General features: G+C 48.7%; 11 protein-coding genes and 1 other RNA gene. 6 read left to right on the forward strand and 6 right to left on the reverse strand.

What is annotated here, in order from left to right; translation table 11 throughout:
• Position 1 precedes the first annotated feature (1 nt).
• The 5 genes from SFW65_10585 to SFW65_10605 all read right to left on the reverse strand — a co-directional run bounded on the left by SFW65_10585 (position 2) and on the right by SFW65_10605 (position 4,346).
• Complete coding sequence (locus tag SFW65_10585; GenBank protein MDX1923560.1) at positions 2-799, reverse strand: DnaJ domain-containing protein; 798 nt, start codon at positions 797-799, stop codon at positions 2-4.
• 37 nt (positions 800-836) lie between these two features.
• Positions 837-1,544, reverse strand: coding sequence for a hypothetical protein (locus tag SFW65_10590; protein ID MDX1923561.1), 708 nt, complete (start codon positions 1,542-1,544; stop codon positions 837-839).
• A gap of 101 nt (positions 1,545-1,645) precedes the next feature.
• Positions 1,646-2,470 (reverse strand): sulfite exporter TauE/SafE family protein, encoded by an 825-nt coding sequence (locus tag SFW65_10595; protein ID MDX1923562.1) that lies wholly within the window; start codon positions 2,468-2,470, stop codon positions 1,646-1,648.
• A gap of 151 nt (positions 2,471-2,621) precedes the next feature.
• Positions 2,622-3,788, reverse strand: coding sequence for an EAL domain-containing protein (locus SFW65_10600; protein MDX1923563.1), 1,167 nt, complete (start codon positions 3,786-3,788; stop codon positions 2,622-2,624).
• A 99-nt stretch (positions 3,789-3,887) separates the two neighbouring features.
• Positions 3,888-4,346, reverse strand: a complete 459-nt coding sequence (locus tag SFW65_10605; protein MDX1923564.1) for a RidA family protein — start codon at positions 4,344-4,346, stop codon at positions 3,888-3,890.
• A 153-nt stretch (positions 4,347-4,499) separates the two neighbouring features.
• On the opposite strand from SFW65_10605, the gene SFW65_10610 reads away from it, so the two are divergent.
• The 4 genes from SFW65_10610 (at position 4,500) to tcmP (ending at position 12,577) form a co-directional block, all read left to right on the forward strand.
• Positions 4,500-9,416, forward strand: coding sequence for an NAD-glutamate dehydrogenase (locus tag SFW65_10610; GenBank protein MDX1923565.1), 4,917 nt, complete (start codon positions 4,500-4,502; stop codon positions 9,414-9,416).
• A gap of 169 nt (positions 9,417-9,585) precedes the next feature.
• Positions 9,586-10,539 carry a prolyl aminopeptidase gene (gene pip, locus SFW65_10615; GenBank protein MDX1923566.1) on the forward strand — a complete coding sequence of 318 codons (954 nt, stop codon included), beginning with the start codon at positions 9,586-9,588 and terminating at the stop codon, positions 10,537-10,539.
• Between the two features lie 89 nt (positions 10,540-10,628).
• Positions 10,629-11,399, forward strand: a complete 771-nt coding sequence (locus SFW65_10620) for a phage Gp37/Gp68 family protein (protein MDX1923567.1) — start codon at positions 10,629-10,631, stop codon at positions 11,397-11,399.
• Positions 11,399-12,577, forward strand: coding sequence for a three-Cys-motif partner protein TcmP (gene tcmP, locus SFW65_10625; protein ID MDX1923568.1), 1,179 nt, complete (start codon positions 11,399-11,401; stop codon positions 12,575-12,577). The genes SFW65_10620 and tcmP overlap by 1 nt, the downstream gene beginning before the upstream one ends.
• A 266-nt stretch (positions 12,578-12,843) precedes the next feature.
• On the opposite strand, the gene SFW65_10630 is transcribed toward tcmP, so the two are convergent.
• On the reverse strand, positions 12,844-13,974 hold the full coding sequence (locus SFW65_10630) for an OmpA family protein (GenBank protein ID MDX1923569.1): 1,131 nt from the start codon (positions 13,972-13,974) through the stop codon (positions 12,844-12,846).
• Between the two features lie 167 nt (positions 13,975-14,141).
• Here SFW65_10630 and rnpB point away from each other — a divergent pair.
• Positions 14,142-14,517: RNase P RNA component class A (gene rnpB, locus SFW65_10635), an RNA gene on the forward strand.
• Positions 14,518-14,600: 83 nt separating this feature from the next.
• On the forward strand, positions 14,601-16,065 hold a 1,465-nt coding region (locus SFW65_10640; protein MDX1923570.1), incomplete at its 3' end, for a hypothetical protein.

Genomic DNA, 16,065 nt, shown 5'->3' on the forward strand with positions numbered 1-16,065 from the left:
CTTAATAGGTCCCGGCGGCTTTTTTAATGCGGGTATAGGCATCGTTGATGAGAACCGTTTTTTCCTGTGCGCGCTGCAAGGCAAAGCTGTTGCGTCCCTGCCAGCGGTCAGGATGGAATTCCTGAATTAGACGTTTATACGCCTTTGCTGCGGCATCGACCCCCGCACCCGTGGGCAGGCCCAATATCTGATAAGGGTCATATAACGCATCCGGCAGATAACCTTTAATGGTGGCAAGCGCAGCAAAATCATCGGGGTCATAATTCAGCTTCGCCGCAATCTGCTCCAGCGTTGCAACGGTTGCGCGGTCAAGGTGATGATGCCCTTCCACCGCCAAATCCAGAAGGCAAGCCAGCATCGCATGCAGTTTTTCTGCCTTGCCTGCGCCTTCAATGCGCAACTGGGTCAGCGCATAATTCACTTCCGAAGTTGCTGCTGCATCTGCTGCCACAATACGCCCGATATACCGCAGCGTTGATGCGTTCAGCGTGTAGAAATTTTTTAAAATGGCTATTGCACGTGCCGGTTTTGAAAGCGCCGGAAAGGCATACGCCTTGGCAAGCATTACTAAAGCTACCACCGTTGGCGCATCATGCGTTTTTGGCGGTGCAATTGCTTTTGGTTCTGTGTGCTTCCCAGACAAAAATAATCCCCATACGTCAAAGGCAAGGCCTGACACAATGCCGATGAATGCGCCCCACACGCCCCAAAAAAAACAGGCAGCCAAGCCCAAGCCAGTACCGATTAGTTTACCCTTATGATCATGATATGGGAAATTTTTTAAATGAAGTGCGTTCACGAAGGCCTTGCTCGCCTGCTAGCTGTGAAAAAAGACGCTATACTTCTTTGCTATAATAGGTGCCGTTGGCGGAATCAAACAGACCGCCATACACTTGATTAAGTAGCTGGTTAATGGTCGAGCCACTTTGAGCCCCAGCACTGCCATAGGTTTGCTTTATCGCGGGCTTTTCGGTGGTCGTATAATCGCTTTCAAAGTAGTTGGTCGAAGCAAGCTGAATGGCATAATTTGGTCTCGCGGTATCCAATGTTCCGCTAGCGCGCGTGACTTTTATATAGTACTGCCCTTTATCCAACTGCAAAGCCTGCTTTCCAGCTTTTTGGAAATTGTCGTACTTATCGCCATACTTGGCTTCACTGTCTGCAATAACCCGCCCGCTTGAATTTAAAATCTGTACGCGCACATCACCATCTGTTTGAATAGCAATGCCCAGATTTTCTTTTTCGGTTACTTTGAATTTGAAGAAGTCAACCTTGTCGCCGGCGGTCAATGCGCTGATGATATTAAGGCGTGTTTTGCCGCGCGTTAAATTTCCTGCATCACGGGCTGTCTGGGTGCTATCGCCCGTTACGTCATTTGATGTCTGTTCAAATGCACGGATTTTTTTCTTTTCCAGCGGGGTCTTCGTATCAAATGGATCGACTTCGGTTGTGCCTTGCAACAGCTCGGTTTTATTGACCTGATATTCAGCCAAAATGAGTGTCAGATTTTTTTTGGCCTGCGCGGCTGTGATTGCTGTAGTCATAAGCCATTTCCCAAAAGGCGGGTAACCCGCAAATTCAGGATTTATTGTGCATTCAAAAGCTTAACAACGATTTAAGGGAAAAAGCTGCCTAGTGAATAAAATCAAACACTTAAGACGCCATAAAGCATCTTGGCTGCAATAAACAAAAGAAATGCCCCAAATATCCGGCGCAGCAGTTGGCGGCTCAGAAAATGGGCGACCTTTGCACCCACGGGCGCAAGCAATGCCGTGGTTGGCAACAATACCACCAATGCCATCAAATTTACAAAGCCAAGTGAATATGGCGGCAAGCCTTCATGCCCCCAACCACTGATGATAAATCCGGCAGCTCCCGGCATTGCGATAATAACGCCAAATGCAGATGAAGTGCCCACAGCACGTTGCATTGGCACATTACATGCGGCCAGCGTCGGAACACTAAGCGCACCGCCGCCAACACCCACAATGGACGAGAAAGTTCCAATAAACCATGAAATAAACCGCTGCGCCCAAATCGATGGTAATGAATTACGCAATACCGCGCCGTCTTTACCAATCAGCATGTACAGCGCAACGAAAATCAGGAACCCGCCAAATGCCAAACGCATACCCGTGCCCGACATGACGCCGGCAATGAGCGCGCCCATTACCGCACCCACAGCAATGGGCGGGCCCCAAATTTTTAAAATATCCTGATCGACGCTGCCGCGTTTTTCATGCGCGCGTGATGATGAAAGCGATGTCGCAATAATCGTGGCAAGCGATGTGCCCACCGAAACATGCATCGCAACTTCGGGCGAAATGCCCATATGCGTAAACCAATAATACAGAACGGGAACGGTGATGGTGCCGCCGCCTACGCCAAATAATCCTGCAATAAAGCCGCCAACCATCCCCGCACAAATCAGCATCGCTAAATCGGGAAGGTATTGAACTAATTCATTCATTCTGTTTATTGGATCTTTTATTACGCGGCGGAATTGAACGCTCATTCAAGATGATGTCCAAGTGCCTATAACACAAGCCACAAACTGCGACTCAATCCATGTTTTGGAAAACTGTGGCTGATAAGTATTAGATCAGCGCCGCGATTGGAAATTATGAAATTATGGCATTCGCCACATCGTCGATTAGCCAACCTTGGTACGAACGTACGCCCAGTTTTTGGCCAAACGGTAATGCTTCATCGTGGTCGCAATGGCTGAAAATGATTTTTTCTGCTGGCAGGGTTTTCAGCGCTTCCAGAACATCAGGGTTATTCATGCCCGACCATTTATCTTTTGATACATTGATTTTATAAAAATCAACATTCGTCATGCGTGTGAAGTTGATATATGGCAACACCGATGCGGTTATACCATCAATCCCTACATTGAACCCCTCACCTTTTAATATGCTCAGCGCATTTTGCGTAGTGGTGTAGTTCAGGAATAATTCGCTGCGGTGAATTTCAAAGCTAACCTTACTGCGCACAGGCTTTGCCACCGCCTGACAAAATTGTGCGAACACCGATGACAGGGCAGTTTCTACCGATAAATTCAGGCTAATCGACTTGTTTTCCCATTGCGCAGTAAAGCTGGTCAGCTCCATTAGCAATTTACGGTCAAGCGAGCTGCACAGTTCCAGAAACAACCGCTCCGGCGTGTCCAGAATAAGGCGTGGCAAGCGTTCACGCTTCAAATCACTTATGCCAATAAAAAAATCGATTTGTTTCTTTTCCCATACGCCGCGTTCATCTTGCCGATACACGGGCTGGGTGCGCACGTAACGCTTGATATCAATTTTATCAAGAAGGTTTTCAACCTGGCTAAGGCTCCATGCGGTCAGCGGCCCTTGCACATCATGTGCCTGCAAAGCCTGCGTTGCGGTTTGAATGGCCCCCATATGTTCGGAAGCATTCGCTTGTTCAACATACACATTCGCGCGTTGACGCAGCGCCGAATAATCACGCGGCAATTCGTAAAAGGTAATCGCCTTATCCTGATCGCTTTCGGTTGTTATTTCCATTGCGGCATACAGCGCGGTTTTCAATGCTGTAGTTTCTTCTGAATTATGCAGCGGCATGACTAAAAACAAATCACCATTGGCCATAGCAAAGACTTCGCCACTCGATTTTTTGACAATTAAACGTATTGCGCTTTCAACATTGTCACTGGAAACAATGTCGTAATCAACCAGCTTGCGGCGCACATTCACAATGGTATGCGTTGAATTCAGCCGGTTGAAACGGCGTATCGCGAGGATGAAATCTTGTTCGGCAATCATGACATCACGTTAAAAGATGGGCGTGCATTCAGCAAAACAAATCGCTGAACTGACTGTGCAACGATTCATTTAACATTTCATCAAGGTGGTTGGCTAATATCAGCTAACCAAAAAGATTGCCTCAACCTCTACGGGTGCATTGATGGGCAGCGCAGCAACGCCAACCGCGCTGCGGCTATGTCTGCCCTGTTCGCCAAGCACATCAATCAGCAATTGCGAACAGCCATTGATAACCACAGGCTGCTGGGTGAAATCAGGCATGGATGCCACAAAACCGGTCAGCTTCACGCATTGTTTAACCTTGGCTAATCCCACAGCCGCTTCGACTTGTGACAGAATATGAAGGCCGCAAAGCTTGGCGCAGGCCTGCGCTTCTTCAAGGGTTACGTCGCGGCCCACAAGCCCTTCATGGAGCAAAACGCCGTCCTTGCGGGGTAACTGCCCTGACACGAAAAGCAAATCTCCGGCTCGCTGCGTTGCAACATAGGCGGCAACGGGGTTTGCAGGTGTTGGCAGGGTGATGCCGAGCGCGGAAAGTCGTTCTAAAGCTGTGGGCATGGTTTGTTCCTATTGATGAAAACTGTCGAAAAAAGAAGCCTAACATAACCAAAAGACTTGAGATTTCCTACTCCTGTTGTCATGTTTCTTACCTTATTGAGTCCCGACATCAATTTTGGGGACTAACCCCTTTTCTGAAAAAGGTTTTTAACCGTGAACGCTGCCCGTACCGCATCCAAAAAATCGCAAAAAGAATCCAAATCCCCCACAGCAAAAAACGCCGTAAAGGAAGCCAGTAAACCATCCAAAACTGGAGCAGAAATCAAAAAGGTACTTTCATCACACATCCCTGCCCGTGACCGCACCCAATTCCATGACCATGACTTATCGGCCATCGCGGAAAGCTTTTCAGCGTTTATCCATGAACGCAAACGCGGCACGCCCAAGCTGCGCGTATTAAACCCATCGCTGAAAAAAGACGGGTATGTCAGCCGTCACACCGTCATCATGGTTGCGAATGACGACATGCCCTTCCTTGTTGATAGCACCACCGGCGAACTCAACCGCATGGGTCTTGGCATTCATCTTGTTGTTCATCCGGTTGTGCACATTGTGCGTAATGAACGTAATCAATTTGAACATTTTGCTGGCAAGACAACCTCACCGGATGAACTAAGCGTTGAGTCATGGATGTATATCGAAATCGATGAAACCCATGAAGCGGCCAAGCTTGCCGAAATCACCGCAAACCTTGAACGCGTGCTATACAATGTTCGCCTTGCTGTGCGCGACTGGTCTGCGATGCGCACCAAGATCATGGAAACCATCACCGAATTGCCGCGCAATGAAACCGTTGGCCTGCCAGTTGGTGAACGCGAAGAAACCGCAAACTTCCTTGCATGGCTTGAAGCGGATAATTTTACATTCCTAGGCGCGCGCGATTACCATGTGTCAGGGACAGGTAAGAACATGCACCTGACGACGACGCAGGGCAGCGGGCTTGGAATCCTGAGCGATGCGGTATCCGTCATGTTCTTTGGCGAAGAAGGCGAAGGCAGCCAGCCATCCGACATCCACCACTTCCTTGAACGCAAGCAATTGGCGCTGATTACCAAAACCTATAAACAATCGGTGGTTCACCGCACCACGCCGATGGACGCGATTTTGATCAAGCGTTACAACGCACAGGGCAAGCTGGTTGGCGAACGCCTATTTGTGGGCCTGTTTACCTCGTCATCCTATAACCGTTTGGCCAAAGATGTTCCGCTTATCCGCGAAAAAATTTCCTACGCACTTGACCATGCCGGCCTTGATCCGCGCAGCTATAACGGAAAAGTATTCACGCATATTCTGAATTCCTATCCGCGTGATGAACTGTTCCAGATTTCTGCAAAAGAATTGTTGGAAACCGCGCTTGGCATTTTGGATCTTCAAGAACGCCAACGCCTTGCCTTGTTCATCCGTCATGATGCGTTCGAGCGTTTCGTGAACTGCCTGATTTATGTTCCACGTGATTTATATATCACCAAGCTGCGCAAAGAATTCCAGCGCATCCTGATGAAGACGTTCAACGGCGCATCCAGTGATTTCAACGTAAAGATCACCAATGAATCGTTGGCACAAATCTTTATTGTCGTGCGCACATCCAAGGGCCAAATCCCCACCTATGACCGCGCCAAGCTGGAGCATGAGCTGGAAGACGCAAGCCGCGGCTGGTCTGGCCGTTTGCGCAACGAGCTGGTTGCAGCGTTTGGCGAGAACCGCGGGTTGCAGCTTGCCAACACCTATGCCGATGCATTCCCGGATTCCTATTGTGAAACCGTCAATGCAAATGAGTCACTCAAAGATTTGGCCTTTATCGAAGATGTTCTTAAAAACAATGCGCTGGAATTGAATCTTTATCGTCCAGCAGGCGGCAGCGCGGAGCGCATTCATCTGAAATGGTTCTCTCCAAATGCGCCATTATCCTTATCACTTATTCTGCCGATGATGCAGGATATGGGCTTAAAGACCAACGCGGTTCTGGGGCCTTATGAAATCAAACCCGCGGGCGCGACGCAATCGGTGTGGATTCAAGATTGCCATGCGGAAGTAAAGCCGGGCATTTCCATCAACCTTGAACAGGTAAAAGCCAAGTTCGAAGAATGCCTGCTCAAAGTATGGAACAAGCAAGTCGAAGCCGATGCTTATAACCAGCTTATTCTGCTCGCCGATATGAACTGGCGCGAAGTGGTGATTTTGCGCGCCATTGGCAAATATCTGCGCCAGGCACGCCTGCCCTATTCCGAACAGGCGATCATCCGCACCCTATCGCAACATCCAAAGGCGGCGCGTTTATTGGCGCAGTTATTCATCGCGCGTCATAATCCTGAATTAGGCAAGGAAGGCGCAAAGCAATCCGCAAAGCTGGAAAAAGACATCGCGGAATATTTGAAAGATGTCAGCATGCTGGAAGAAGACCGCATTCTTCGCCGCGCGCTCAACGTCATTCAAAACACCTTGCGCACCAACTATTTCCAAAAAGATGAAAACGGCGAACCCAAATCCTATCTGTCGTTTAAACTCGACAGCAAGAAATTGGATGGTCTGCCACTGCCACGTCCACACGTGGAAATTTTCGTTTACTCCCCGCGCACCGAAGCCATTCATTTGCGTGGCGGCAAGGTTGCACGTGGCGGCATCCGCTGGTCAGATCGCCGTGAAGATTTCCGCACCGAAGTTCTGGGCCTTATGAAGGCACAGCAGGTGAAGAACACCGTGATTGTGCCCGTGGGTTCCAAGGGCGGCTTTGTGGTGAAAGACCCCAAACCTGCTGATATGGGCAAGGAAGGCATTGCCTGCTACCAAATCATGATGCGCGGATTATTGGATATTACCGATAACCGCGTAGGCGAAAAAATTGTTCCGCCGAAAAACGTGGTACGCCATGACGAAGATGATCCGTATCTGGTGGTTGCGGCTGATAAAGGCACGGCAAAATTCTCTGACATTGCGAATGCGCTTTCCATTGAATACGGTTTCTGGCTGGGCGATGCGTTCGCATCGGGCGGCTCGGCTGGCTACGACCATAAGGGCATGGGCATTACCGCACGCGGCGCATGGGAAGGCATCAAACGCCATTTCCGCGAAATGGGCAAAGACATCCAGAAGGAAGATTTCACGGTTGTCGGCATCGGCGATATGGCGGGCGACGTGTTCGGCAACGGCATGTTGTTATCACAGCATATCCGCCTTGTTGGTGCGTTTAACCACAAGCATATTTTTATCGACCCATCGCCCGACAGCGCAAAATCATTTGTTGAACGCCAACGCCTGTTCGATTTACCGGGCAGCCAGTGGAGCGATTACGAAAAAAAGCTGATTAGCAAAGGCGGCGGCGTTTACAACCGCGATGCCAAGACGATTCAATTATCAAAAGAAGCGCGCGAGCTGTTCAATATCAAGTCCGACAGCGTAACCCCGGATGCCCTGATGCAAGCGATGCTGCAAGCACAGGTCGAGTTGCTCTATTTCGGTGGTATCGGCACCTATATCAAGGCGGAAGATGAAAACGATGCCGATGTGGGCGACCGCAGCAATGATGCCTGCCGCGTGAATGCCGAAAGCGTTCAAGCACAGGTGATCGGCGAAGGCGCAAACCTTGGCATGACGCAAAAGGCGCGTATTTCCTATGCGCTGCGTGGTGGCCGTTTGAACACCGATGCAATTGATAACTCCGCGGGCGTCGATACATCCGACCATGAAGTGAATATCAAGATCCTGCTCGCTCCTGCGGTGGCCTCCGGCAAATTGTCAACCAAGGCACGCAATGCATTATTGGCCAAAATGACCGATGATGTGGCTGGTCTGGTCTTGCGCGATAACCATCTGCAAACGCTGGCGCTTACGGTCACGCAAGCGCGCGCGGCTGAATTGCTGCCCATCCATGCACGGCTCATGACCGCGCTGGAGCGCAAGGGTCTGCTGAACCGCAAGGTTGAATTTTTGCCCAATGACGAAGCCATTCAGGAACGCGCACGTTTAGGCAAAGGCCTAACCCGTCCTGAATTGGCAGTGCTGATGGCCTATGCGAAAATCGATTTATACGAGGAAATTCTGGCAAGCGAATTGCCGAATAACCCCGCGCTGGAAGGTGATTTGTTCATCTACTTCCCCAAAGCGCTGCAAACGGAATATGCGAATGCCATTCGCACCCACCGCTTGCGCCGTGAAATCATCGCAACCTTTACAACCAACAGCCTCATCAACCGTGGCGGCACGCATCTTATTCAATTGATGCAGGAAAAGACCGGCAAATCGGCTGCGGAAATTGCAGGCGCCTATGCCGTGCTTCGCACCGTTTATGGTCTGCGCACCACATGGAATGAAATCGAAAAGCTGGAAGGCAAAATTGACAGCAAGGTCACAACCGAACTCTACACCCGCCTTGCCAAAATGATTGAACGCGCAACCCCGTGGTATGTTCGCCATTCCACTATCGCGAGCAGCGAAGCCTTGATTAAAAAGCATGGCGATGCGGTGGTAACGCTGCGCAAGTGGATGAGCGAGCGCGCCGATGAATTCATCACCCGTGATGAAAACGAAAAGCGCGCCGCCGATTTCCGCAAGGCTGGCGTACCTTCCAAGATTATTGACGATATTCTGGGCCTGCCTGTCTTGGCGCACATCCCTGAAATCGTCAGCTTGTCGGAAAAAACCGGCCGCAGCCTTGAAAGCGTGGCGGAATTGTATTTTGCCGTTGAACAACGCTTCCGCATCTTCTGGCTGCGCACGCAGGCACGCGATTTATCCTCCGAAAACGTATGGCAACGCGAAGCCGCAACCAATCTGGTTGATGATTTGTATGATATGCAATCGGTGCTTACCAATCTGGTGCTGCAAGCAAATGGTAAAGTAAGCAGCGGTAAAGTTGCGCCAGCAGCCAAAGGCAAGAAGGGCGCGAAAGCATCCCCTGCTTCCTCGGCCAAGGCAAAACCCGAACTGCTTATTGAAAACTGGGTGGAACCCAAGGCCGATATTGCACGTCAATACAGCGTAATGCTTGGCGAAATTGCCGCAACGCGCCATGCTGACTTTGCCATGTTGAACCTGGCCCTGCGTCATCTGCAACAACTTGCTTACAAAGGCTAACCTTGCAAGGCTCATCCACGATGCTTTCAAATGGTACAATCCCAATTTTTGAGGCGAAAAACGTGGTGTTCGAGCACGGCAAGGCAAGCGTACGTTGTGGTACGCGCGTTGCCGCGCACAGAACGGCGCGTTTTGCAGTCCAAAAGGTGGGCCAAAAGGTGGAATTGCAGTGAAACGCCGTGAACTCTTTCCCCCGATTGAGCCTTATCAAACCGGGCGGCTCAAGGTCAGCGAGCTTCACGATTTATACTGGGAAACCAGCGGCAACCCCAAAGGCACGCCGGTGGTATTCCTGCATGGCGGGCCGGGCGCTGGCACGCAAAGCGTGCATCGCCGTTTCTTTGACCCCAAGCACTGGCACATCATTCTGTTCGACCAGCGCGGTTCGGGTAAATCCACCCCGCATGGCGAAATGGCGGAAAATACAACGCAGCATCTGATTGATGATATGGAAAAGCTGCGTATGCACCTTGGCCTTGAACGCTGGCATGTGTTTGGGGGTTCATGGGGCAGCACGCTTGCATTGGCTTATGCCCAAACGCATCCGCAGCGTGTGCTGGGTTTAATCCTGCGCGGCATTTGCTTGCTCGAACAATGGGAAATCAACTGGTTCCTTTATGGCCTTGCCACCGTATTCCCCGATGCGTGGGAAGCCTTCGCAAGTCTGGTGCCCGAAGCCGAACGCGGCAATCTGCTGGATGCGTATCTGAAATTGATGGATGACCCAAATCCGAATATCCGCGTGCGGGCCTATGCGGCGTGGAGCCAATATGAAAGCGCCTGCTCCACCCTCCTCCCCAACCCGGATGTTCAATCAAATCCTGATGATGGTAAACGCGCCGCATCCATCTCGCGGCTTGAAGCGCATTATTTCAAAAACAACTTGTTCAAACCCGAAACGCAGTTGATCGATAACATCGCGCGCATCCGCCATATCCCCGGTGTCATCGTGCATGGGCGATATGACATGGTGTGCCCGGTTGCCAATGCATTCAAATTGCATAAAGCATGGCCGGAAGCGGATTTCATCGTCGTTCCTAATGCTGGCCACGCCGCACTCGAACCCGGTATCCGCAGCGCACTTATTGAAGCGACAGATAGGTTTAAGGATATTGTGGGGTAGATCTTACCTCCCCCATACCCCGCATACTTATAACTAGACTATAGTATCAACATTTGCTACGTTCACTTTATGTTCTTATAGGATGAGTGATGGCTGATAAAAGTACCATTGAGTGGACCAATAGCACTTGGAACCCCGTTACAGGTTGCACGAAAATTAGTTTGGGCTGTGATTTTTGTTATGCAGAAAGATTTTCCGAGCGTTTTCGTGGAGTCAAAGGTCATCCATTTGAAAATGGTTTTGATTTAAAAATCAGGCCTGAAAGATTAACTCAACCTCTCGCATGGAAAAAGCCTCGTTTGGTTTTTGTAAATTCCATGAGTGATCTTTTTCATAAAGAAATTCCCATCGAACATATAGATAGCGTCTTTGATACTATGGAAAAGGCCGATTGGCATGTTTTTCAAGTACTCACAAAGCGCAGCTCTTTGATGAAGAAATACATAAACAATCGTTATAAAAAAGGGAAAGCACCTGAGCATATTTGGTTAGGTGTTTCTGTAGAAAATAGTACCAAACTTTCACGCATAACACATCTACAAGAAACCAATGCTTCAATTAGATTCTTATCTGTAGAACCACTTATTGGCCCTCCTGGTGATTTACAATTATCCGGTATTCATTGGGTTATTGCAGGCGGTGAAAGCGGCCCAAATGCACGACCAATGGAGCCAGAATGGGCAATATCTGTAAAAAACCAATGTGTAAAACAAAAAGTACCCTTCTTCTTCAAGCAATGGGGGGGATATAGACCAAAGTCTGGAGGCAGACTTCTGCAAGGTAAATTATGGAGTCAGTTCCCTGCCCTTTCGAAAACAGCCTCTAATCCAGCAGTTCTTTATTTAGAGGCAGCCGAATAATGTGTGCACAAAATTCAGCACAAAACTTTTTATATGAGGGACGCGAACAAACTCTCGCAAAACACATTCTGTTTGGTGATTACATTAAGACACTTGCCTACCATATTTTGTACAGCAGAGACGAATTAGTATATGTGGATGGTTTTTCTGGGCCATGGGAATCGAAAGATGGGAATTATTCTGACACTTCTTTTTCTATTGCATTAAAAAAGCTATCTGAAGTCCGACAACATGCCGAAACAACCTATAAAAGAAAAAAAATTATTCGCTGCCTGTTTATTGAAGAAAATCGCTCACGATGCGAGCAATTAAAAACGTATATTCAATCCAATCAACTAGAGGGCATTCATACCGAAGTTCTTAATGGTGACTTTGAAAACCTTATATCTGATATAAAAAAATACGTGGGCAATAGCTTTGCTTTTATATTTATCGATCCCACAGGATGGACAGGCTATTCCTATGATAAAATTAAACCTCTCTTTCAACAAAAAGGAGAGTTTTTAATTAATTTTATGTTCAACGACATCAAACGATTTGTTGGCGATGAACGAGAAAAAATTAAAGCAAGTTTTGAAAAACTTTTTGGTGGCGGCGCGTGGGAAAGTGAATTAAGCGACCTTGAGAACGCAGGGATTACCCACGAAGCAGCCGTTGTTGAATTATATTGCCAGCGATTAAGAAGAATATCATCAAAATTAGATTGGCTTGTTACATACTCGCCTATACTACACAGAACGATGGATCGTTCTTGGTTCTATCTTATTTATGCAACAACACATTTAAAAGGTTTGCAGCAATTTCATAAAATTCGGGAGAAATCATTAGAACAATACGATGAGGTTAGGAAGGTAGCCGCCTATAAGCAAAAGACTGAGAAAACGGGAATGAGCGATTTGTTTGGCCCTGCTGAAATCCCTGAGGCTACACCTCTAGAAGAATTACATTCTTATTCAGAAAAAATTGGTCCTGAACGAATTGTATTTTTTTTGCAATCCAAAAACGAGGTAAAATATTCTGCACTTGCTAAAGACATTCTTCAACTTCCTGCTGTCACAGATAAAATATTACATGCATGGCTTAAAAAAATGGCGCAGAACAATCTAATCACCTTGAATCGATTAATGCCCAGAGGTGGAATTAATGAAAATACGCTCATCAAACTCAAGCCCCAGTAATTGCTTCGTATGAACAACTTCGAAAAATCCTAAAAACCAAATTTCAATTTGCATTTTGAAAACATCGCAAATGCTGCTGCGTTTTTGTCTATAAAAAATTTGCTAAATCACTGTGTTCAACCGCGACTTGTGTTTCACGTGAAACATTTTTGATAAACGCTTGTTTCACAACCGTATTTTTAAAAGTGCTATTTCACAGCCAATTTGGCCATAAAAAAAACGCCGCACATGCATGCGGCGTTTTTAATTAGCTATTCAGAAACCGCTTATTGAACCAGTACGATTTCTGCGCGGCGGTTCTTGGCTTCACGAACATTGTTTGCCGTTGGAACCATCAGCTCGCTTTCGCCAGCGCCACGTGTGGTGATTTCATCACGTGGAATGCCAAGGCTAACCATGTAACCTTGAACCATCGCGGCGCGGCGGTCTGACAAACGCTTGTTATAGCGGGTGCTGCCACGGGTATCGGTGTGACCGGTTACTTGAACGCGGGCTACACCGCCACGGCGGAATGCATCGGCTGCGCGTTGGATGGTTTCTTTGGCTTCGGCGGTAAGGTAGGTTTTGTCGAAATCAAAGAACACAATATAAGTTTCTGGAACAACCGGTGGTGCGGGCGGAACCTGCTGCATCATCATCGGCTGTGGTTGTTGCACCATCATCATTTGCTGGGCTGGCACAACGGTTACAGCGCGTGGCTGGGTGTGCATCGCAACGGGGGTTGGCACTTCGCGTTCGATACCAAACACATAGCGCAAACCGATCAAGAAGGTGTGGTTGCGGTATTCAGCTTCGCTGGTGGTGAAACCGCCAACAGCAGTCTTATATTCGGGATCGATGGTTGCGAAGTAACGATAGTCTGCGGTTACGTCCCAGCGTTCGCTAAGTTCGTATGACAAACCGGCAATACCTTGGTAGGCAAACTGGAATGGCTGGTTGTTAAAAAGGTTACCGCCAAATACGCGGCCTGCATCATTCGCACCAATCAGCGCGCCCCCGATACCCGCACCCAAATATGGGGTTACGCCGGATTGGGTCTGGAAGTCATAGAACAAGTTGCCCATGAAGGCGACGCTGTCAAAGTTACCGGTGGAAGTACCTGCGCCAGTGCCCGTTACCTTATCAACGCTGTTGCGGCGGTAAGCGATTTCGAATTCAGGGCGAAACTGGTTTTCAAAACCGAAACCCACCGAACCATCAAGGATAAAACCTGGGTCTGATTCAATGCGGTTGGTGGTTGCGCCAATCTTCGCATCATTATCTTGAAGGAAGTTCACACCAGCACCCGCGCCGATATACCAGCCTTGCTTTGGATAAGCTTGTGCTGAACCCGGGATGAAAAGCGCAGCGACCAACGCTGCTGCTGCAAGTTTGCCGATCACATTATTCGTCTTCATGTGTTTTCCTCGATATGGTTTGAAATGCATCTCATGGGTTAGCATTTTTAATCATTTGGCCATAGGCAAAAATCAAATTACCAATATTAATCAACGAGTCAGGCTGGTTTTGTTGCAATTATGCAACTATTCTTTTTAACACTTTTTGTTGTATTGTTACGACTTCACCAGATGGCTGGATGGTCGCCTTTTTCGCAAGATTGGGGAGGAAAGTCCGGGCTCCATAAGATTATGGTGCTGGCTAACAGCCAGCGGGGGTGACCTCAGGGAAAGTGCAACAGAAAGATACCGCCAACAGCTTCTAAGACGGGGGGTTGGTAAGGGTGAAATGGTGCGGTAAGAGCGCACCGCGTTTTTAGTGATAAAAACGGCATGGCAAACCCCACCAGGAGCAAGACCAAATAGGGATGGTTGGCTGATCTTACCATTAACCATCCGGGTAGGTTGCATGACATGTGAAGTAATTCACATGCTAGATGAATGACCGTCTTAACACTGTTAAAGGTGCGATGACAAAACCCGGCTTACAGGCCATCTGGTGAATTTTAATCATTATGAATCCTATACTTTCAGTATCCCGTGATATATTTGGAAATCGATTTAAGATTTTTTAAGCGGAATTTTTGATGAGTACGACTCCCTCTGGCACTCCTTCTGGAACTGCGTCAGCAACGCCAACTGCAACGCCAACTGCAACGCCAACTGCAACACCAACTGCAACACCAACTGCAACACCTTCTGCAACGCCAACTGCAACACCTTCTGCGACGCCAACTGCAACACCTTCTGCAACGCCAACTGCAACACCTTCTGCGACGCCATCTGCAACACCTTCTGCAACGCCAACTGCAACACCTTCTGCGACGCCAACTGCAACACCAACGGGCGCTGCATCGGGCACACCTTCAGCTACTCCTTCAACTGGACCCAGCGTTGTAATTGCACCGGCTGATCCCGCAGATGAACTCATACGAATTGCAAATGAGCGCGTAACCATCGCCAAACAAGCAGAAGCAAATAATTTAAGAACGCTCGCTTCACATCGTTTGCGTCTACCTGCGCTTGAGCAGGAAAAGGCGTTAGCCGATACAGCTTTTGATGAAAAAGAAAGAAGCACCACGCAAAAACGTCGGGAAAGCAGCGCTGCGTACACAGCAGCGCAAGCCCAAGATGCTCTTGCGGTTACAGCAGAGCGCGAGCGCGATGATGCGCAGGCAGAACTGAGCAGAGCAATTGCTGCCTTAGCAAGCACAACAGGAACACAAGCCGATGTCGATGCAGCATCTTTGGCCGCTGCGGGTAAATTGCGAACTGCAACAGATATACGCGCGGAGGCTGCGCGTCTTGCAGCGCTTGCGCATCAGGCAAAAGCAGCCTATGAAGCTGAGCGCGCGCTGCGCGATAGAGCCCGTGACACTAAAGTGGAGGCAGAGCGCAAGCTCGCGGAACTGCATCAACATATCACTGACGGCGAACAAGAAAATCAGCGATTGAAGCTTGCTCGTGAAGCAGCTGAACGTGAATTGCAACAGGCAGAACAGCAAGCAGCACACATTCGCGCACTAGATCCTACGCCAACGGGAGCAGCGACACCACCGGATGCTTCACTGCTTACTGGCGATGCCGCAGCAAATATTGGTACAGCCGATAATTTCACACCAGAGCAAGTTACGTTGATTGTAGATACACTGAAACGCGAACTATCGCGTCCCGGGAATTGGGGGGAAAATTTCCATCACGAACTATCAACCGAAGGGGACAAAATCACATTTGATAATCGCCATCCGGATGGCAGCGCGAATGCTAAGCCGCTTAAGATCATTGTTCATCCGCGCGTAATTGATATCAAAGGCAATATGGATGACAAAACCATTCAAGCTGCGCTGATTACTGCCAATGCCATGTGGGGCGAAGCAGGATTGCACATCAAGACATGGAACCCATGGCTTAAATCGCGCATTCTTGCCAATGCCGAGCATCTGCATCAAATTGGCAAAATCCAGAAGTATAAAACCAAGACCTTGTTTGGTACGGTGGGCGCAGGGTTTAAAGATGCAAAAGGAGAAGTTGCCCGTCCAAGTTCAACATGGA

It is taken from the genome of Alphaproteobacteria bacterium (assembly GCA_033762625.1).
GTDB lineage: Bacteria > Pseudomonadota > Alphaproteobacteria > UBA9219 > RGZA01 > RGZA01.

What these genes read in the sequence shown, in the direction of transcription:
- SFW65_10590 (MDX1923561.1), bottom strand. Translation starts at nt 1,544, where the DNA reads ATGACTACAGCAATCACAGCCGCGCAGGCCAAAAAAAATCTGACACTC.
- SFW65_10595 (MDX1923562.1), bottom strand. Translation starts at nt 2,470, where the DNA reads ATGAATGAATTAGTTCAATACCTTCCCGATTTAGCGATGCTGATTTGT.
- SFW65_10600 (MDX1923563.1), bottom strand. Translation starts at nt 3,788, where the DNA reads ATGATTGCCGAACAAGATTTCATCCTCGCGATACGCCGTTTCAACCGG.
- SFW65_10605 (MDX1923564.1), bottom strand. Translation starts at nt 4,346, where the DNA reads ATGCCCACAGCTTTAGAACGACTTTCCGCGCTCGGCATCACCCTGCCA.
- SFW65_10620 (MDX1923567.1), top strand. Translation starts at nt 10,629, where the DNA reads ATGGCTGATAAAAGTACCATTGAGTGGACCAATAGCACTTGGAACCCC.
- tcmP (MDX1923568.1), top strand. Translation starts at nt 11,399, where the DNA reads ATGTGTGCACAAAATTCAGCACAAAACTTTTTATATGAGGGACGCGAA.
- SFW65_10630 (MDX1923569.1), bottom strand. Translation starts at nt 13,974, where the DNA reads ATGAAGACGAATAATGTGATCGGCAAACTTGCAGCAGCAGCGTTGGTC.